Origin of the sequence: Lentisphaera marina (assembly GCF_028745505.1) — a bacterium.
Lineage (GTDB): Bacteria > Verrucomicrobiota > Lentisphaeria > Lentisphaerales > Lentisphaeraceae > Lentisphaera > Lentisphaera marina.
This window is the reverse complement of record NZ_JAQZZL010000002.1, coordinates 1,296,649-1,313,960: the sequence shown is the minus strand read 5'-3', so window position 1 is coordinate 1,313,960 and position 17,312 is coordinate 1,296,649. Positions and strand designations below refer to the sequence as shown.

Sequence of the window (17,312 nt, the reverse complement as noted above, 5' to 3'; positions counted from 1 at the left end):
GCGCAAATATAGTGGACTTATTAAAAAAAACTAATGAAAGTAAGTGTTGATGAATCCTTCTGCAGAACAGCAAAAAAACATCTTGGTTTGCGGACTTGGCAAAAGCGGTGTTTCTACTGCAAACCTAGCCCTGCATAAAGGTTATGAAGTAAGCTTGAGTGATGCTAATGAGCAAGTTCTTGAGCGTCAAGAAATTCAAGATCTCATTAAGCAGGGAGCGAGCTTTCTCTCATTGCCATTAAACAAGCCCACAGAATTTGATTCTTGTGTGATGAGTCCTGGGATTAGTCCCAAGAGCGAACTCTATCAGCAAGCCAGCAAAATATCTAAAGACATGATGGGAGAGTTGGATTTTGCCGCACAATTTATGTTGAACACTAAGTTTTTGGCGATAACGGGAACGAATGGTAAAACGACTTGTACTGAGATGGCAGAGCACGCGTTTAGAAAAATGGGAATAAGTGCAATGGCTTGTGGAAATATAGGTTTGCCCCTTGCGGAAATCGCACTAACTGAAGGTCACCCTGAGTATGCCTTAGTTGAAATTAGTTCATATCAGATAGACTTACTCAATTCGTTACATTTTTCAGCAGCAGTTATTTTGAATATTACTGAAGACCACATCGATCGCTACGGAAGCTTTGGGAAATACTTTGATTCAAAATTGAATATCGAAAACTTTTGTGAGGTCCTGATTACTCGAGATGATTTACCCACTAAAGAGCAAGCTTTACATTTTTCTGCAAGTAAGAAAACGGCAGATTTTGTCCTCTTGGATAATAAGTTTTATTATGAAGGCGATTATCTTGGGAGCGCTAATTTTTCCTTTCATGGTAAACATAACATGGAAAATGCCCTCGCTGTTTTAGCGCTGCTAAAGACGCAAGGTTTTGATATGAAACAGGCTTTGAATACACTAAGTGATTTCCGTTGCTCAGAGCATCGTTTAGAAGAAGTGAGTTCTCAGGATAAGGTACTTTATATAAATGATTCTAAATCCACTAACCCCGCATCTTTAATGGTGGCAATCGAGACTTTTGCAGATAAAAAGAAAAAAATTGTTTTAATCGCAGGCGGAAGAGATAAAAATATGGATTTATCAGTTGTTAATCCACTGATTTCTAAGTATGTTAGAGAAGTTTTTTCCTATGGTGAGTGTAAAGAGAAATTGAAAACTCTTTGGCAGGCATTATGTCCCACAAATTTATGTGAAAGTTTTGATGTGGCAGTACATAAAGCAATTCAATGTTCCAAAGAGGGCGACATCGTTTTACTTTCACCTGGGTGTTCAAGTCTTGATCTCTTTAAATCCTATGAGGAAAGAGGGCATCAGTTTAAAAGTTTAGTTCAAAAGGTAAATGAATGAATTTTAAAAAGTTTTTTGTGACTGGCGGATCAGTTTTAGGTCTCGTCGTGTTGAGTGGTTGCCAATCGAATAATTATAGCAATAGCCAAAACCCTTACTTGCTTAGACCACATGAAGATCTGCCTCCTGTTTCAGTAAATCCAAAAGAAGCTGCCCCAGAAGTGGATACGAGCCCAGTTATTGAAGAACCTACGGAAGAAGTTCAGGGAATCGGTATTGGCGATGCAGAAGTAAGTGAAATCGCAGTTGATGAACCACTTCAAGAAGAACCTATCGTTATTGAAGAGCCTTTAGAACCAGATACTGGAATTGTCGAAGTTCCTGCTGAGGACCAATACTATACAGTTGTTCGTGGTGATAGCATTTGGAAAGTAGCAACAATGTATGGTGTTTCACAAAAAGCATTAGTTGAAGCTAATGCTTTGGATATCAAAAAACCTCTCATTATTGGCAAAAAATTAAAGCTTCCTGCTGGTGCTTTAGCTGAAGCTGATCCCATGCTGATTGAAGAAGCAAGGAAAAAACAGGCAAAAAAGTCCTCCAAGACAGGCGCCGCCAAGACCGCGAAAGGCGGCACATACACCGTAAAAAAAGGCGATAACTTGTGGACGATCCCAAAGAAATTCTCTGTTAAACGCAGTGCTTTCATGGATGCTAATGGTTTTCATAAAGATTCAGTAATCTATGTTGGTCAGAAAGTAGTCATTCCTGGAAAGTCAGGAAATCTTGATTCATCTTCTAGTTCATCAAGTTCTTCGAATACTAGTACTGAATCATACTCAAGTGATGCTGTACCTTCAGGAGATACTTACACAGTTCAAAAAGGCGATAATCTTTGGACTATCCCTAAAAAGCTCAAAGTTAAACGTGCTGACTTTATGGCTGTAAATAATTTTGATTCATCAACTGTTTTACAGATCAACCAAAAAGTTAAGATTCCTGGCAGAGGAAATAACACCGTCAATGAAACGGCTGTAGCTGATAATAGCACTACAACTGAAGGCCTTTTTGAGTCAGCTCCTTCCGAGCCAGCAACAACTCCACTTAGCGAGCCAGCACAAGAACCAAGTGCAGAAGCACTAGCAAATGACCCAACAGCTTCAGTAACAGATGCAGCAACAACAGAGACTGCTCCTGCAGTAGCTCCTGCTGAACTTAGTCACAATACTTACACACTTGAAGTGAGTGATGGAGAAACTCTTGAAAGTATATCACTTATTTACTCTACGAGTCCAGAGGAAATCAAGAAGTATAATTCATCAGTAAAATCTAATGCGGATCTTAAACCAGGAATGAAGTTAACTCTTCCGTTTAAAGAATAGTTCGTAGATTTTTTATTTTAGGCAAGCTTAGGCTTGCCTTTTTTTTGTCGTCAAAATAACAGGATATATAACATGAAAAAGTTCTTTTTCCTCTCGCTTGCAGCACTATGTGCCAACGCAGCAGAGTATGAGGTTTTGGATGAAAACATTCGTAACCCTAAGCAGACAAGTTTAAATGGTTTTAAAGATACACCCATGCAACCAGCACCAAACGAAAAGTGGCATGTACATGATCCCGATAGAACTCAGCCTCCTGTAGCTGAGCCAAAATATGATGGTAAACCAGTACCTGCACCAAAAGATGCGACTATTTTGTTTGATGGTTCAAATCTAGATAATTGGAAAAACAAAAAGTGGGCACTTGTTGATGACGCCATGCAAGTGGTGCGTAAATCAGGTATGCAGACAAGTAAGGATAAATTTGGCGATATTCACCTTCATGTTGAATGGATGGTTCCTACAGGAATGAAAGGTTGGCATCAGCAACAGGGCAATAGTGGTGTTTTTCTTATGGGACGCTATGAAGTTCAAGTTTTAAACTGTTGGGCTAATCGTACTTATCCAGATGGGATGACTGGAGCTATATATGCTCAGCAACCACCTAAGTTTAATGTTTGTCGCAAACCAGGTGAGTGGAATTCCTATGATATACATTTCAAAGCGCCAGTTTTTGAAGGTAAAGAACTTAAAACACCAGCTTATATAACGGTGATCTTCAACGGAGTGAAGATCCATGATAATTACGAGATTAAGGGGTCAACTCACTATCGTAGGATAGCTTCTTACTCAGCTCATGGACCCAAGGATCATATCAAATTACAAGATCATGGTAATCCTAATATGTTTCGCAATATTTGGGTAGCACCACTCAAAATGAAATTAGGTAAGTAATTCAAATAAGGATTGCTTCGAAATGAAAAAAGCCTTTGCGAATTCCGCAAAGGCTTTTTTGTTCTGATAAGATGATTAGAAATGATTGATTTCTAAATAACTTCAGTGAACTAATCTTCGATTATGCCATATGGGCGTAATGCCTCAATAATCTCACTCTCGGGATCAGATGGGATAGGAATCTCGCGACCGACAATCTTTTCAGCAATACCCGTGTAAGTCTTCGATACAGACATCATTAAATCAACGGGGAGTTTATTATCAATGGCTAAAGCCTCACGTTCATCCATACGGTTTTTATTGAGTAAAATATCGGGGTCAGGGAAGTGATTGAGCAGAGCTTGACGGAAACCTTCTTTCGAATTCTCCAAGATTTTACCTTCGCGGTAAGCCGCCCCATCCCAAATGCGTGATGAATCAGGTGTGCCCACTTCGTCGATGTAGATAAGTTTTCTTTCGCCTTGAGCATTCTCTATGTAGCCAAATTCGAATTTTGTATCCACAAAGATTTGATCGATCTTAGCTAGAGCATCGGAAATAACTTTGAAGCCTTCTTTGAGAAGTTTTTCATAGAGGTCGACATCTTCAGCAGATTCAAAATTAAACTCTTCCAAATGATCAGTGATGTTCTTACGAGTGATGTTCACATCATCAACTGGTGGCACATCGTCTAAGCCGCGAATAATTCCTTTGGTTGAAGGAGTAATGATGAGTTCGGGAAGTTTCGTGTTGTTCTCTAGTCCTTCAGGAATGGGGAGTCCGCAAATTTCGCGAATGCCCTTAGCGTAGTCACGCCACATGCTACCAGTGATATACTGACGGCAAATAGCTTCGACGCGAAGTGGCTTGGCTTGTTGAACAATCCAAACGAGTGGGTGAGGGCAGTCGACAATGTGATTGCCAGCGAGGCCATTAGCTTCAAAGAGCTTAAACCAATGAAGAGCCACTGAATTAAGTGCTGCACCTTTACCAGGAATACCATTGAGGCCTTCTTCACCTTTCCAAATACAATCAAAAGCTGAAATACGATCGGAAATAACCATGACGGCTAAACGTGCATCGGCATTAACGGCGTAATTTTTTTCTTTAATAAGGCGTGCACTATCTTCCGCACTTAGCCAGTAAACAGAGCGGACTTTGCCCGAATGGACAGGACCATCAGTGCGAATAGGGAGTTTATCGTTAATTTCCAAGACTTTTGGAATCATATTTCATCCTTGCTTTATCGAATTATCATTATGCCGGAATATAGTGGGAAAAGTCAAGGGCGCAAAAAGACCGGCAGATTATTTATTTGGAAATCTACTGAAGTCCTTTTTTAGCTGGAATTTGCAAGGAAGAATAAAAATGAAATGTGGTTCGTGTGGACGTGCAGTTAGTTTAAAAGATGGCAGCTGTTATTACTGTCGTGAAGTTCCCCAAGCTTCAGAAGCGGAATTAAAATTAATGCTCTTAGATATGGAGCGTAAAGAAGCAGAGAATAAGTCAGGGGATGGGCTCTACAAATTCACTCGTGCTTTTTCTATTCTATTGGGACTGGGACTTGCAGGGATTGCCATATTAAATGTTTTTGATACCAAGTTTTTTATTTTTGTCTGTGCCCTCGTTTTTGTTTTTAATGCCTTCGTATTGGATAAAGATGATATGCGTACCACCATATTTTGTATTATGGTTTCAGGCGTTACTGCCGTGTACTCGATGTCTTTAGGGGTTGATTTTTTACGGGGTGATCAAAAGAATTTTAGTATCGCTTTTTTTGCGGTGTTTGTCAGTATTTGTGTTGCGCTCCCCGCAATTTTAATGATTTTTCATACAGAGATGGAGAAAAGGAAAAAGTGAGTCAGTTTTCTTTGCCTAAGAAAGGCAGTAAAATATTTTTTGCGGGTTTAGGTGGGATAGGCATGAGTGCTTTAGCTCAGTTTATTAATAGCCTGGGTTATCAAGTTGCGGGCAGTGATCGGGATATTAGCTCACCGAGTCAAGCGGACCTATTTGCGAAGCTCGCAAAGCAAGGTATTCAACATTTTGTCCAAGATGGTTCAGGAGTAAAAGCTTTTGCACCCGACCTCATAGTTTTCTCATCGGCTCTAGAAGATGATAATCCCGATTTCTTAGCAGCACCACAGACTTCACGTATGCATAGATCGCAAGCTATGGCCGCGGCTGTAGATCAAAGTGGGCTCAAAGCCATTGCAGTGGCAGGAAGCTGTGGGAAAACATCTGTCACGGCGTGGATTGCAGCGACTATGCGTGCCATGGGCAAAGCCCCCGTCATGATCAATGGCGGTTATTCTCCAGATTTAGAATCAGTAAGCTACCCAGGTAATTTTGGTGAGGGTGCTGATTACGTTATTTTTGAAGCTGATGAAAGCGATGGCTCATTAGTGAACTTCACTCCAGAAATATCACTTTTACTCAATATGGGAGACGACCATCATAGTAAAGATAAACTAGAAGTCATGTTCAAGACTTTCTTAGAAAATGCGAGCCATGCCGTCGTCAATTATGACTTAGCGTATTTGGCAGAAGACCATGCAAGTAAAAATACTTTTCTCTCTAATCAAGCTGATTTCAGCCTAAGTAAAGTCGAACATAATCAGCAGGGCGTCACGTTTTGTTTAAATGAAGAGCAAAGCTTTGTGCAAACGAGTCAATGGGGAGTTCATTCTGCTGATAATGCTCTTGCCGTTATCGCAAGTTTAGCCACATGTGGTTTTAGTTTAGAAGAAATAATTCCTGCGATGGCGGCTTTTTGCGGTGTTCGCAGACGCTTCGAACTTAAAGGTAGGATTCAGAATGTCCCTTTGTATGATGACTATGCTCATAACCCTCAAAAAATTGCCGCTTGCATTGCAGCCGCACAAGAGATTTACACAGGTCCGGTATTAGTCTTTTTTCAACCTCATGGCTATGGGCCTTTGGGTTTTATGGCAGAGGCACTGCAGCGCGAATTAGAGGGCGTTTTAAATTCTCAAGATAAGTTTGTTTTCCTTCCTGTTTTTTATGCAGGGGGAACGACCTCCTTTAAACCGACTTCCAAAGAAGTCTGTGAGTCTTATGCGAAAGCTGGTTTACGTGTCGATGAACTCGAACATCGCGATATGTGTCAAAACTACCTCGAAGAAGAAGCCAAACATTACTCATGTATTCTTATTGTCGGTGCACGTGATCCATCGATTCCACTTTGGAGTCTCAGTTTGACGGATGGAGCCTCATGATTGGCGGGGTGGGAACAGATATTTGCGCTCTCGAGCGTATAGAGAAATTATTGAGCGGACTCAAGCGTCAACATTTCCTCGATAGAACTTTTACTGACCGAGAATTAGATTTAGCACCAAATTCAAAAGCTGAAATAGCTTTTTATGCGGGGCGTTGGGCGGCAAAAGAGGCCTTGGCGAAAGCTTTGGGTACTGGATTTGGCGAATTTTGCCGCTGGCAAGAGATTTGCATTGATCGCAAAGATTCGGGTGCGCCAGAGATTAAATTGTCTGGCGTAACCGCTCAGACTGCTGATTCACTGGGACTTACAAATTTTCACCTCAGCATTAGCCACGAAAAGAGTCATGCAATCGCTTTTGTCATTGCAGAAAAACTTTAATTTTTTTTATTGTTTTTCTATTTACTCAACTTGTTTTCTAAGCAGGAATAGGCATCTTACTAACACAAAACGCGAGTGTAACTCAATGGTAGAGTATCTGCCTTCCAAGCAGAATGTTGTGAGTTCGAGTCTCATCACTCGCTCTTAAAAATCAACGGTTTATAGAATTATCTATAAACCGTTTTTTTGTGCTTGACCAAAAACCTTGACAACCCCTCCCTAAACCTTGCCCAAAACTAGTTTTTTAAAAAGCCTAATAATCTTGTGAAAAAACTCCAGAAGTTTTCTTCTATAACGTCGTTCAGAGACTTTTTATCCTTCAGATAATAAAGACGATTAGCATTAATATTTTTATCTTAGCGGTGTTTTGTTCGTTCCATATAGGCACAAAAAAGGCCACAATCAGGAAGTTGTGGCCCCATTTCTTAGAAAGAGAGTGAGGATGCTTTAGAAGAATCTAGATGAGCTTTTAAAGCGCATATCAAAGCGTAGCTAAACCATCAGTTCGATTCGTTGGTTATGGTTGTTTTTTTGATGCACTATTTTTTATAGAACAGTCTACTGTAGATACTATTATTCTGTAATTGGATAGTTCAGCTTTGCTTTCAAGATACGTTTTTAAATCTTCTAAGGTTTCGTGTGTTTTCGGTTCTAAAAATACCTTTTGATCTTTAAACCACATAACCCAATAAATACCAGATTTAGCTTGTAACTCATTGATGTAAATAGGGCTTACTGAATTACTCGCCTTTTGAAATGCTCATTCTCGTTAATGAGACTTATAAAACAATAAACGTGGGCGAATAGCTGCTTATAATACTGGCCGAAAAGTGACAAAAAGGCTAAAGCCTTATCCAAGTTCATCACCATGAATACTAAAGCAATAAGTGTTTCGGATGAAGTCCTGGTTTTCGTAAAGATTCGATCGAGTTTATAGCGTCTTTTGGCTACACCAAAACAGCCCTCTACTTCATTTCTTATAGCTTCATCCTGGCGTTGTATTTCCTTTTGTTCTTCACGTAAAATCGCATCTTTGGGAGGTCTTCCAAGACTGGGTCCACTTATCCTTATTCCGTGTTTTTTACAATACGCTCGATTTTCTTTAGTTCGGTAGATTTTATCAGCATGTGCTGATTCGGGATAATAACCGAAACGCTCTTTATATTTTTCAACTTGTGAAATTAGTTCGGTTCCTTCATTATAAGAATCAAAACTAATCGTATCGACAAAGGTCCAGCCATCGACGACACTGATAGATATTTTAGCTCCGAACTCTGTATGAGCTCCAGCTTTCCCGCGAACAATGGGACGAATATGTGGTTGGTGAATACTTACAATGCGATCATCAACACTTGTTACTTTATTATCATACATGTATTGCTGTTGTTGATAAAGTGTCCCGATCACCAGTAGTTCGCGGTATAAACTAGGTTTCAATAGCCCCAGATTGGCATGCTTTTTGAGTTCATTTATACTAGCGAGGTTCCTCCTTACACAATGAAGTTGTCTATTAATCACTTCACGCCTTTTCTTTTTCGATACACGTTTTTTTAGGACAACACTTAAAAAGATTTTTCTGCCGTCTTCACGATAAGTCCGAGGCTTGACCTTATCTTCGGTATTAAAGCGATGACGCCAAAGAATATCGATGATTTCTTCAGTTTTTTCGCGGGCTTTGTTTAGTAAACCAAGATCTGTTGGATAGTGAATATCAGCAGGGACACAACTAGCGTCAACAATTAAAGCACCCTTATTTGACGGAGGATCATTGTCTGAATCCTTATCGGAGTCTTCTTCTTTTGGACGTGTTGTTTTATGTAATAAATCATCAATATCTTTAATATCCTGAGCTCCAAAACGCTTTCGAAAATGAGTCATCATACTCGGATCAAAAGGTGATTCCTGCTTATATCTTTCAAACCCCAAGAAATATTGAAGGTAGGGGTTTTCAGAAATCATTTCTACAGTTTCTTCATCAGTTAAACTCAGCTTTACTTGAATGATCAGGGAACCAAATGCAGTTCTTGCAGGTAGAGCTTTGGGCCCAGTATGGCTGGTGAAATTTAGTGCATAAATTTCTTCTACATCTTTCCATGGTATTGTTGCCGCTAGCTTGACCCAGCGATTATTGATATTGAGTGTTCCGTCTAGAAAATAAGGTAGATTGGCCATTTTGGGCTCTGTGCCCGTATTTTTATACATCTTATGCAAACCTAATGATTGTTTTGAGGGGTTTTGTTTGCATGTAATATAGAATAATTACCACTTATCTCATTGACTATAAGTAATATATGACTTAATAAGTGAGCCCTAAATAGGTAACTGAGTTTCTATACCATGATCAATATTTCCATGTGCAAGCTTAAATTCTACTGGGAGAAACAAATCTTTGCTAGATTTTGTTGTATATGAAAATTGAAAATCTAAATCGCCTGAACCAATTGAAGGCTCACGACAACAATGGATTCCAGTACCTGAAATTAAAGATAGAATTCTCCAGTACAATGTAGGTTGAATATTTGGCTCTGTTTTTGGAGATTTAGGATGAGTAATACCACCTTTTTTTCTTTGTTCATTCCAGAATGGTTCTGTAAGACGTGTTCTACTAATTTCATCATTTATTGTTTCGATAACTTTTACTGTGTAATTAACCAAATCTTTTTGATTTTTGATTTTTGATTTTTGGTTTTGATAAATCAATTTTTTTATTCGGGAAAAAGTATTCTTGTAGTTTTTTGGTAAATGCCCCTTCATATGTAAAAAAGTACAACTGATGAAATACATCCTGAATCCGTGATCAGGTTTTGAGATTCATGAGATAATGGTTTGGTCGAGTAATTCTTAGATCGTTTTTATCCCAGATTGTGAGATGTCCTTATTTCTTAAGCCTATCGCTCGTGATCAGGTGTCTAAGGATAGTAAATATAGCAATTTCTAAGGCAATTCACCCAACTTGGACAGAGTAAAGCACAAAACTCAATAAAAGAGCTTTGCAATAAACTTCTTATTAGTGGATTAAAGGCTAAATGATATTTTTTGATACAGCTTAAACCAAGGGCTATGTCGACCAAACTTGAGAGTTTCATCTCCTGCGTGCTTTACGTGTTTACAAGCGGTTAAAATCAAGTCACGTATCACGCACCGTAGGCGGCGTCGTTGGGCTTTGATTTTAATTGGAGCCAAAGATTTATTATGGATAAGGTGATTACCAATGACTCTGAGCACATTAAAAGCGAGCATAGCGCAGTGCAAAAAGAATTGATTCGCTTTAAATTTCCCTGAGGGTAAACGCTCTACATTCATATCGCTCTTCAATTCGCTATGGAACTGCTCACTGGTTCCATGATCGTGATAAAGTTCGATCACATCCTCGGCTTCTAAAGGTAAATTCGTCCAATAGGTCTCCACTTCGATTTCTGGCATCAAAAGTCGATTGCCATCTTGATCTTCGAGTCGTTCCGTAACTTTAAAAATAACAGGAACCACTTTATGTTCTTCATTGTTTCCAGGATGTTTGTGATGGAGTTCACCGACAAAGACACTCTTACCATCTCGAGATTTAAGCTGTCGCCCTAAACGCCGTGCGTTGGATAGCCACTGTTCTTTAGATTCCTTTCTAAGGTTCCGTTTAATCAGAAAATATTGATCATCAGGAAGGTGTCCGAAATTAACCTCAGCATCGTGAGCGGAATCTAAACGAAGTAGTACGGGGTGCTTAAGCTTTAATTTTTTGATCATAGTAAAGCTGTCATCTAAGAACTCTGGCATCCCTTTTTGTACATGCTGTGAACCTGGACGCAGCTCATTATTTAGCATAAAGCCCTCAGTTCCAAGGTAGGCAAACATGGGAGAAAATCCGTCATGATTTTTATATGTCCAACTCACATTTTCTTTATGGCTACCGGAGTTATCCATGGGTTATACATCCATATCGAGTGGAATAAAATTCATCCCCCCTTTTGATATATTACCTATACACTGTTTTTTGAGCAGGTTTGTATTCGCTGATTTTAAATGCACTTCATGCTCAGAAGACATGATTTCTAGTCGTTGACGCAAACGTTCCTCGGATGGAACTTTGTTTAATCCAAGTGATTTCATAAAGACTTCGTTTTCACGAAACTGACTAATATCTGTGAAGCGTTCACGCCCCTGAATCAGTAACCCCACCTGTGATTTGAAAATATCTAGATCTTGAAAGATATGATTGGCCTTGTGATCTGTATTGAACTCATCGTCAATTTCACTTTGTTGAAGGACTTGGCCACCTAAAAATATTCCGCCAATACTGTGAAGGGAATCATTGCCTGTGTCGAGTTTAAATGCTTTATTCATGAGAAAACCTGTTGGGTGATTTTGGTGTCGTAACTTAAATTACTATAAACCAACAGGTTTTCTTGTTTTTAAGCTGTTTTTTAAGATCAGCTCACGGATTCAGGTACATATTGTTCATCTTGGTGTTTTCCATAGTCTTTTGAATATGTATCAAAATCAGTAGATTTTATAATAGGGTACTTTTTCCCTTTAGGTTTTAGGCATTTATTACATGCATCAATCAGCATTTGTTTTTCATCGGTTACTTTGTTGACATTATAACCGTCTATATATTCCATACCTTTATTCAGAGATATTTGTACTAAAACTTTTTTTGTTTTGCAATCATCTAAAATAAACTTTTTGTTTAACTCAATTTCTGTGTGTTTATGAGTAATAATGAATTTAGGTAACATTTGATCAATGTGTTTAATTAAAAAGTCATCTTCACAGTCATCCCATAAGAAATGATAAATTGGACTAACTGAAAGTAAGTCTGGCTTCATTGAGTACTTTAAATTACCACAAATAAAGGAACTACAATGAAGCCAAACAAAAGTAATCTATCAACCTTAAAACAGATCTGCCAATTAATCCCACCTCACATAGTTAATAAACTTGCTAAGAAGCATGGAATAAAGACTCGTAAATTCAGTTCGTGGAGTCACGTCGTAAGTTTATTGTATACTCAGCTCTCTCATGCTCTAAGTTTAAATGATGTATGTGATGGTTTGCATTATCACTCCAGTTCATTATTTCAGATTAGAGGTGCGACAGCACCAAAAAGAAACACTTTCTCAAATGCCAATCGAACACGAAATGCAGCAATGGCGGAAGATTTGTTTTGGGAAGTTTTAAAGTCACTGCAGTCTCAACTTCCTAGCTTTGGTTTAGATAAACAGAATTCAAACTTTCCACAACGTTTCAAAAGAGCCGTATATGCGGTTGATTCTACGACAATTCAATTAGTAGCTCATTGTTTGAATTGGGCCAAACATCGTCGCCGCAAAGCTGCGGCTAAATGTCATATGCAATTAAACCTTCAAACTTTTTTACCTTCCTATGCAATTGTTAAAGAAGCTAATACTCATGATTCAACAGAAGCCAAGGAGATGTGTGCTACCATTAAAGATGGTGAAATCGTTGTCTTCGATAAAGCTTATGTTGATTTCAAGCACCTTTTTCACCTTGATGCCCGAGGAGTCAATTGGGTGACTCGTTCTAAAGACAATATGACTTATGATATAATTGAGGAACGGCCCTCTAAAGGGGATATCATTTCAGATCAACTCATTAAACTGAATGGGGTGAATACCGAAAAACATTACCCCAAAGTCCTCCGATTAGTTACCACTAATGTTGAGGTTGATGGAAAAATGAAGACCCTGAAATTTCTAAGTAATAATTTACAGTGGGCACCAAGCTCTATCGCTTCTATTTATCAATCGCGATGGGGTATTGAAGTTTTCTTTAAACAACTAAAACAAAACTTGAAGCTAGCTGACTTCTTAGGTCATAATAAAAATGCAATTCAATGGCAAGTTTGGACGGCTCTACTTACGTATGTTTTACTAAGGTTTTTAGCTTTTAGATCTCAGTGGCCACATTCCTTTTCAAGAATTACGACTCTAATCCGAGGTGTTTTGTGGAGCTATTTCGATTTATCATCTCTTTTGAAAACTTGTGGGACAGCCAGTGATCCTCCAAAGATCAAAGCAGTTCCAGATCAAGCGTATTTACCTAACTTTGATAAAGCATTCTATGGGACAGCATGTGTTTAATTAAGCTCAGTTTTAGTAAAAACCGTTAAACCCCCTCTTTAGAAAAGAGAAGTTTCTAAGCTCAAAGGTTAAGCGGATAAGGCTATTTTAAAGATTTATGGGATGATTGTGAGTCATCTTCATTCTTATTTACATTTTTACCGTTTTCGGATAAATAAAAATCTATGCCACCTTTTATTCTTTTATCTCCACTTTCTAAGCCACTTCTTATTCCCAGCAGATTTTTAAATTTTTTATATGGAAGATGAAATGAGTATGTTGTGAATAAGCTATTTGGATCTTTAACTACTTGTTTGTAGCCATCAGTGGGAGAGGATATAACATTACATTGAAGATCTTTTATATCTCCGTCAGGAGCCTTGATCGTCAAATCCTTATTCGAGCTATTTAATTTTATATATTGCCAAGTCATTTTTTTTATTATTCCATAACGTCTAAGCTGAGGGAGATTGATCCTTAGCGAAAATCTCCCTTCCGGCTTCTTGTTAGCTATTTTTCTATTTTAAATTCTTTATTAAAATTCAGATCATTAAATGAGATTTTTTTGTTTTCGAAAATTAGATCATCAATTAAATTTTTGGGTTCTACAAAACAATAATTAGACCAGTTATCTAGATACTCTGTAATAGATTTAGATATAAAGATTCCATTGTTTTTCTTTAATGTTCCAAATCCGTCAAACCAATCATGAAAGTTGAATAGTATTTCACCAGTTTTTAAATCTAATATTATTGAGTCCCCATTACCTTCATATCTTAATGGTGACCAATTTTTCATTCTTTCAAGAATGTCATTCGCCTGATTTTTATACTGATCTTCAATACAGTTTTCATATGCATTGTTGATTATGAAAGCTACATATTCCTGAAATTCTGCGTACCCTTCTTGTATATCTGTTAATGAATCAAACTCCATGTTTCCACAATCGTTTCCGTGTTCCCAATATAAGGAAAATCCGTTACAATTTTCTATATAAAACGATTTGATGGATAGATGAACTTTTGGATAAAATTTATCAAAGAATTTATCTACTTCTGATTTCGGTAATGGTTTACTGATTTCCAATTCTATATCAATGTCTTTCTTCTTTAAGAATGATTCTATGTTTTTTAATAATTTCATTGTGTATATTTAGCTAACTCGGGGAATCAAGGGTTATGCATACCTTTCATTATAGCTAGACAGGCTCCGCATCAAAAGTGCTGAGGGCACCAATGTGAAAAAGGGGCTATGGTCAGTATGTATATAAAAACTCCTCTCCAGTTTCAGTATGTTTTAGGATAGTATTTTGCTGTCGTATTTACAAGGATCGAAGCGATGCGAAAGAGTTTAAAAACTTGATTAATAGGAGGATTAACTAATTATTGCTCACTGAGCAATAAGTTCCCGAAATTTTATTATGAACTTACCAAGGAGTGCGCCAAAATAATGAGGGAGTTTAGAGCGTAGTGTTTTGATGGGTGTTTTTTAAGACTTGTGAGCTTACACAAGAGTTGGATAGTGGCAAACAATTACCTAGAAATTATAGGGAGGCAAGAGCAGGCGTTCCAAAACTATTTAGCTAATGTCGGCTTAGTGAAAAGTGGTGGGGGTATTATTTTTGATTTTTGGCGGCGAGTTGGCCGCAGGCAGCGTCGATATCGCGACCTAATGAGTGGCGTCGTGTGACTTGGAAGTTTTGTTCTTGCAGGATGTCTTGAAAGGCAAACATTTTTTCTTCGCTGGAGCTCTTCCAATTGCCCATACCCATAGAGTCGTTATACGGGATAAGATTGATGATACAGTCAATGCCTTTTAAAAACTGAGCGAGCTCAAGGGCTTGTTCAGGGGAATCATTTAAGTCCTTGATGAGGAGGTACTGAATCATGAGATCGCCTGAGCTACTTTCTTGGGCCGAGAGCAAGGACTCTTTGATTTTCTCCATGGGGAAAGTTTTGTTGATGGGCATGAGGATGTTACGAACTTCGTCATTGGAGGCGTGCAGCGAAAGCGCTAAATTGACCTCGGGGAATGCCGCACGGAGCTTGCTGATGTTCTCGGTGATACCAATAGTGGAAACGGTAACGCGTTTGGAACTCAAACCCATGTAAGCAGAAGAAAGCATGATGTCGAGTGACTTTAAGACATTATCCGTATTGCGTAGAGGTTCACCCATACCCATGAATACGATATTGCGCACTTTGCGATCTTCTTCACGTAATATTTCACCTGCTAGCATGACTTGGCCAATGATTTCGCCTAAGCTAAGATTGCGTTTGAAGCCTAGTGTAGCAGTTGAGCAGAAGGTGCATTTTTCCGTACAACCAGCTTGCGACGATATGCACAGGGATGTACGACCAGTTCCAATGCGTAAAATAACGGTCTCGATATTCTGGCCATCTTCAGTTTGTAGAAGCAATTTTGTGGCTCCATCAATCTGAGAATCCTGGCGAGAAACTATTTTTAGTTTTGGGATATCGAAATGCTGGCGAACTTGATCGGCAAAATCACTTTGAGCAAAGGCTTCGTCAAGGCTATTGAATTCCCTAAAGAAAAGTCGTCTAAAACTGCGACGCTTTCGCAAGGGGAATTGATGTTTATTAAAAAAGCTTTCTAGCTCTTGGTGGTCGAACAGGCTAGGCATAACTAAGGATTGTCGCACAAGTGGGGTGTATATCTTCCCATTTGTCGATGGCTAAAGTCATGTGGCACCAGTCAGCAGGACTAAAAGCTAGGTAATCATTGTTTTTGTTGAGCTCTTCAGCGAGGTAGCTCACTCCGGGATTGTGTGCAACAATAATGGCACGCTTAACCGTATCAGGAATTTGGCTTAAGGCTTCGAGCAAACTATTGAGACTACCATTATAGATGGCTTGTGGTTGAACAAGAGGGCAGTCTGGCCAGTTTTGGCTGGCGAGATTATAGGTCTCGCTAGTTCGTGCTGCGGGACTCACGACAGCGTAATCGGGGAAAATGCCTTTGTCTTCAAAAACTTTGCCAACTTCAAGTGCTTCTTGGCGTCCCTTGTCTCGCAAAGGACGTTCAAAATCAGTAAGGGCCTCGCCGGCATGGGCGTGGCGCAGTATGATGAGTTCTAGCATTATTAGAAAGGTTGGAAGCCTTGGTTACGGCCACGGCGCATTTTTTGCTTTTGTGGTTTGGCTTGAGGAGGTGTTTCTAAATGCAATGAGTACCAACGTTCTGAGTAAGCTTTGTTTGAAAGTTTAGAAGCTTGGTTATTGCGTAAGATATCGAGGTTGCTTTTAGTAACGTCGTCGGCACATTTATCCAAACCTTTTGTAAGTAGTTCGAGCGCCATCTTGCTTTTGTCAGCTTTAACGAGCATCCAAGCGTAAGTATTGTAGAGGAAAGCTCCGGTAGTGCCCTTTGCACGTGAAGTTCCTTTTTTGAAGAGTTTAGCAATGCTTGAGCTTTCGATTTCTTTAGGGCTACTTGTTTTGGTGAAAGGTGTTTTCATCCATTCGCGAGCCATTCTCATTGCCACGAGTTGTGGATCAAAGAGCAGGATATCGCCTTCGAGCTCATCTGCCTTATTGAATTTTTTAAGGCTGAAGTAGAGTTGGTATTTGATTGTGCTGACTTGCTTTCTAGCGAGAATACTCCAAGAAAAGAGACTATCAGCAGCTTCGAGCATTTTGATTGATTCTTCAATGCCTTCTTGTTGCATGGCTTCAAGAGTTTTTTGAGCAGCAGCTTGGTTGAGTCCTGGCTTGCTCTGCATGGCATTCATTTTTTTACGTACTTTATCTTGCGTAGCCTGAATGTGGTCTTGGCTTGCATTGACGATGAGCATGAGTTTTGCGTTGACCTTGCGGTTAACGATAAAGTAAACAGCTAGAGCTGTGATGAGACCGGCAATACTTGTTCCCCAACTTGCGTCAGGTAAAAAGCTATAGGCAACACCAGCGATAATGCCTGCAATAAAAGCAATGACAAATGATTTCATGTGAGTCCTTAAAATTTAATGAAATATAAAAATGTTTTTGGAAAGTAACTCAAAAACTTAAAGCGTAAAGACGAATTAATAACTCTTCGTGGAT

Annotated in this window: 16 protein-coding genes, 1 tRNA gene and 1 pseudogene; 8 read left to right on the top strand and 10 right to left on the bottom strand. The window is 39.0% G+C overall.

Annotation, left to right across the window (positions count from 1 at the left end):
• The first annotated feature begins 49 nt into the window (after window positions 1–49).
• The 3 genes from murD (at window position 50) to PQO01_RS16245 (ending at window position 3,579) form a co-directional block, all read left to right on the top strand.
• On the top strand, window positions 50–1,366 hold the full coding sequence (gene murD, locus PQO01_RS16255; protein ID WP_274315136.1) for a UDP-N-acetylmuramoyl-L-alanine--D-glutamate ligase: 1,317 nt from the start codon (window positions 50–52) through the stop codon (window positions 1,364–1,366).
• On the top strand, window positions 1,363–2,688 hold the full coding sequence (locus PQO01_RS16250) for a LysM peptidoglycan-binding domain-containing protein (protein WP_274315135.1): 1,326 nt from the start codon (window positions 1,363–1,365) through the stop codon (window positions 2,686–2,688). The genes murD and PQO01_RS16250 overlap by 4 nt, the downstream gene beginning before the upstream one ends.
• Window positions 2,689–2,760: 72 nt before the next feature.
• The gene (locus PQO01_RS16245) at window positions 2,761–3,579 is read left to right on the top strand and encodes a 3-keto-disaccharide hydrolase (RefSeq protein ID WP_274315134.1); all 819 of its coding nucleotides are present in this window, start codon (window positions 2,761–2,763) and stop codon (window positions 3,577–3,579) included.
• Between the two features lie 110 nt (window positions 3,580–3,689).
• Here the strand turns inward: PQO01_RS16245 and PQO01_RS16240 are convergent, their stop codons facing one another.
• A complete protein-coding gene (locus PQO01_RS16240; protein WP_274315133.1) occupies window positions 3,690–4,787 on the bottom strand; it encodes a phosphoribosylaminoimidazolesuccinocarboxamide synthase in 1,098 nt (365 codons plus the stop codon).
• Window positions 4,788–4,926: 139 nt separating this feature from the next.
• On the opposite strand from PQO01_RS16240, the gene PQO01_RS16235 reads away from it, so the two are divergent.
• The 4 genes from PQO01_RS16235 to PQO01_RS16220 all read left to right on the top strand — a co-directional run bounded on the left by PQO01_RS16235 (window position 4,927) and on the right by PQO01_RS16220 (window position 7,320).
• Window positions 4,927–5,418 (top strand): hypothetical protein, encoded by a 492-nt coding sequence (locus PQO01_RS16235; RefSeq protein ID WP_274315132.1) that lies wholly within the window; start codon window positions 4,927–4,929, stop codon window positions 5,416–5,418.
• A complete protein-coding gene (locus PQO01_RS16230) occupies window positions 5,415–6,797 on the top strand; it encodes a Mur ligase family protein (protein WP_274315131.1) in 1,383 nt (460 codons plus the stop codon). Before PQO01_RS16235 ends, PQO01_RS16230 begins: the two co-directional genes overlap by 4 nt.
• The gene (gene acpS, locus PQO01_RS16225) at window positions 6,794–7,177 is read left to right on the top strand and encodes a holo-ACP synthase (protein ID WP_274315130.1); all 384 of its coding nucleotides are present in this window, start codon (window positions 6,794–6,796) and stop codon (window positions 7,175–7,177) included. Before PQO01_RS16230 ends, acpS begins: the two co-directional genes overlap by 4 nt.
• A gap of 71 nt (window positions 7,178–7,248) precedes the next feature.
• Window positions 7,249–7,320, top strand: a tRNA-Gly gene (locus tag PQO01_RS16220).
• Window positions 7,321–7,909: 589 nt separating this feature from the next.
• Here PQO01_RS16220 and PQO01_RS16215 read toward each other — a convergent pair.
• The 4 genes and pseudogenes from PQO01_RS16215 to PQO01_RS16200 all read right to left on the bottom strand — a co-directional run bounded on the left by PQO01_RS16215 (window position 7,910) and on the right by PQO01_RS16200 (window position 11,997).
• Window positions 7,910–9,379 carry an IS5 family transposase gene (locus PQO01_RS16215; protein WP_274315129.1) on the bottom strand — a complete coding sequence of 490 codons (1,470 nt, stop codon included), beginning with the start codon at window positions 9,377–9,379 and terminating at the stop codon, window positions 7,910–7,912.
• Window positions 9,380–9,487: 108 nt separating this feature from the next.
• Window positions 9,488–9,961, bottom strand: a complete 474-nt coding sequence (locus PQO01_RS16210) for a hypothetical protein (RefSeq protein ID WP_274315128.1) — start codon at window positions 9,959–9,961, stop codon at window positions 9,488–9,490.
• Between the two features lie 231 nt (window positions 9,962–10,192).
• Window positions 10,193–11,512, bottom strand: a pseudogene (locus tag PQO01_RS16205) (IS1380 family transposase).
• Between the two features lie 86 nt (window positions 11,513–11,598).
• Complete coding sequence (locus PQO01_RS16200) at window positions 11,599–11,997, bottom strand: hypothetical protein (protein ID WP_274315127.1); 399 nt, start codon at window positions 11,995–11,997, stop codon at window positions 11,599–11,601.
• A gap of 36 nt (window positions 11,998–12,033) precedes the next feature.
• On the opposite strand from PQO01_RS16200, the gene PQO01_RS16195 reads away from it, so the two are divergent.
• Window positions 12,034–13,272, top strand: coding sequence for an IS4 family transposase (locus tag PQO01_RS16195; RefSeq protein WP_274312963.1), 1,239 nt, complete (start codon window positions 12,034–12,036; stop codon window positions 13,270–13,272).
• A gap of 82 nt (window positions 13,273–13,354) precedes the next feature.
• Here the strand turns inward: PQO01_RS16195 and PQO01_RS16190 are convergent, their stop codons facing one another.
• The 5 genes from PQO01_RS16190 to PQO01_RS16170 all read right to left on the bottom strand — a co-directional run bounded on the left by PQO01_RS16190 (window position 13,355) and on the right by PQO01_RS16170 (window position 17,218).
• Window positions 13,355–13,684: a hypothetical protein gene (locus tag PQO01_RS16190; RefSeq protein WP_274315126.1), complete on the bottom strand. Its 330-nt coding sequence runs from the start codon at window positions 13,682–13,684 to the stop codon at window positions 13,355–13,357.
• A 77-nt stretch (window positions 13,685–13,761) separates the two neighbouring features.
• On the bottom strand, window positions 13,762–14,394 hold the full coding sequence (locus tag PQO01_RS16185) for a hypothetical protein (protein ID WP_274315125.1): 633 nt from the start codon (window positions 14,392–14,394) through the stop codon (window positions 13,762–13,764).
• A 472-nt stretch (window positions 14,395–14,866) separates the two neighbouring features.
• Window positions 14,867–15,895 carry a dual-specificity RNA methyltransferase RlmN gene (rlmN, locus tag PQO01_RS16180; protein ID WP_274315124.1) on the bottom strand — a complete coding sequence of 343 codons (1,029 nt, stop codon included), beginning with the start codon at window positions 15,893–15,895 and terminating at the stop codon, window positions 14,867–14,869.
• A complete protein-coding gene (locus tag PQO01_RS16175) occupies window positions 15,888–16,352 on the bottom strand; it encodes a SixA phosphatase family protein (RefSeq protein WP_274315123.1) in 465 nt (154 codons plus the stop codon). Before PQO01_RS16175 ends, rlmN begins: the two co-directional genes overlap by 8 nt.
• A 2-nt stretch (window positions 16,353–16,354) precedes the next feature.
• Window positions 16,355–17,218, bottom strand: a complete 864-nt coding sequence (locus PQO01_RS16170) for a hypothetical protein (protein ID WP_274315122.1) — start codon at window positions 17,216–17,218, stop codon at window positions 16,355–16,357.
• Window positions 17,219–17,312: the final 94 nt, after the last annotated feature.

Excerpts from the sequence above, each read along its gene's own strand:
- PQO01_RS16190 (WP_274315126.1), bottom strand. The coding sequence starts at position 13,684 with ATGACTTGGCAATATATAAAATTAAATAGCTCGAATAAGGATTTGACG.
- acpS (WP_274315130.1), top strand. The coding sequence starts at position 6,794 with ATGATTGGCGGGGTGGGAACAGATATTTGCGCTCTCGAGCGTATAGAG.
- PQO01_RS16195 (WP_274312963.1), top strand. The coding sequence starts at position 12,034 with ATGAAGCCAAACAAAAGTAATCTATCAACCTTAAAACAGATCTGCCAA.
- PQO01_RS16175 (WP_274315123.1), bottom strand. The coding sequence starts at position 16,352 with ATGCTAGAACTCATCATACTGCGCCACGCCCATGCCGGCGAGGCCCTT.
- PQO01_RS16250 (WP_274315135.1), top strand. The coding sequence starts at position 1,363 with ATGAATTTTAAAAAGTTTTTTGTGACTGGCGGATCAGTTTTAGGTCTC.
- PQO01_RS16215 (WP_274315129.1), bottom strand. The coding sequence starts at position 9,379 with ATGTATAAAAATACGGGCACAGAGCCCAAAATGGCCAATCTACCTTAT.
- PQO01_RS16170 (WP_274315122.1), bottom strand. The coding sequence starts at position 17,218 with ATGAAATCATTTGTCATTGCTTTTATTGCAGGCATTATCGCTGGTGTT.
- murD (WP_274315136.1), top strand. The coding sequence starts at position 50 with ATGAATCCTTCTGCAGAACAGCAAAAAAACATCTTGGTTTGCGGACTT.
- PQO01_RS16200 (WP_274315127.1), bottom strand. The coding sequence starts at position 11,997 with ATGAAGCCAGACTTACTTTCAGTTAGTCCAATTTATCATTTCTTATGG.
- PQO01_RS16210 (WP_274315128.1), bottom strand. The coding sequence starts at position 9,961 with ATGTATTTCATCAGTTGTACTTTTTTACATATGAAGGGGCATTTACCA.
- PQO01_RS16245 (WP_274315134.1), top strand. The coding sequence starts at position 2,761 with ATGAAAAAGTTCTTTTTCCTCTCGCTTGCAGCACTATGTGCCAACGCA.
- PQO01_RS16235 (WP_274315132.1), top strand. The coding sequence starts at position 4,927 with ATGAAATGTGGTTCGTGTGGACGTGCAGTTAGTTTAAAAGATGGCAGC.
- rlmN (WP_274315124.1), bottom strand. The coding sequence starts at position 15,895 with ATGCCTAGCCTGTTCGACCACCAAGAGCTAGAAAGCTTTTTTAATAAA.
- PQO01_RS16185 (WP_274315125.1), bottom strand. The coding sequence starts at position 14,394 with ATGAAATTATTAAAAAACATAGAATCATTCTTAAAGAAGAAAGACATT.
- PQO01_RS16240 (WP_274315133.1), bottom strand. The coding sequence starts at position 4,787 with ATGATTCCAAAAGTCTTGGAAATTAACGATAAACTCCCTATTCGCACT.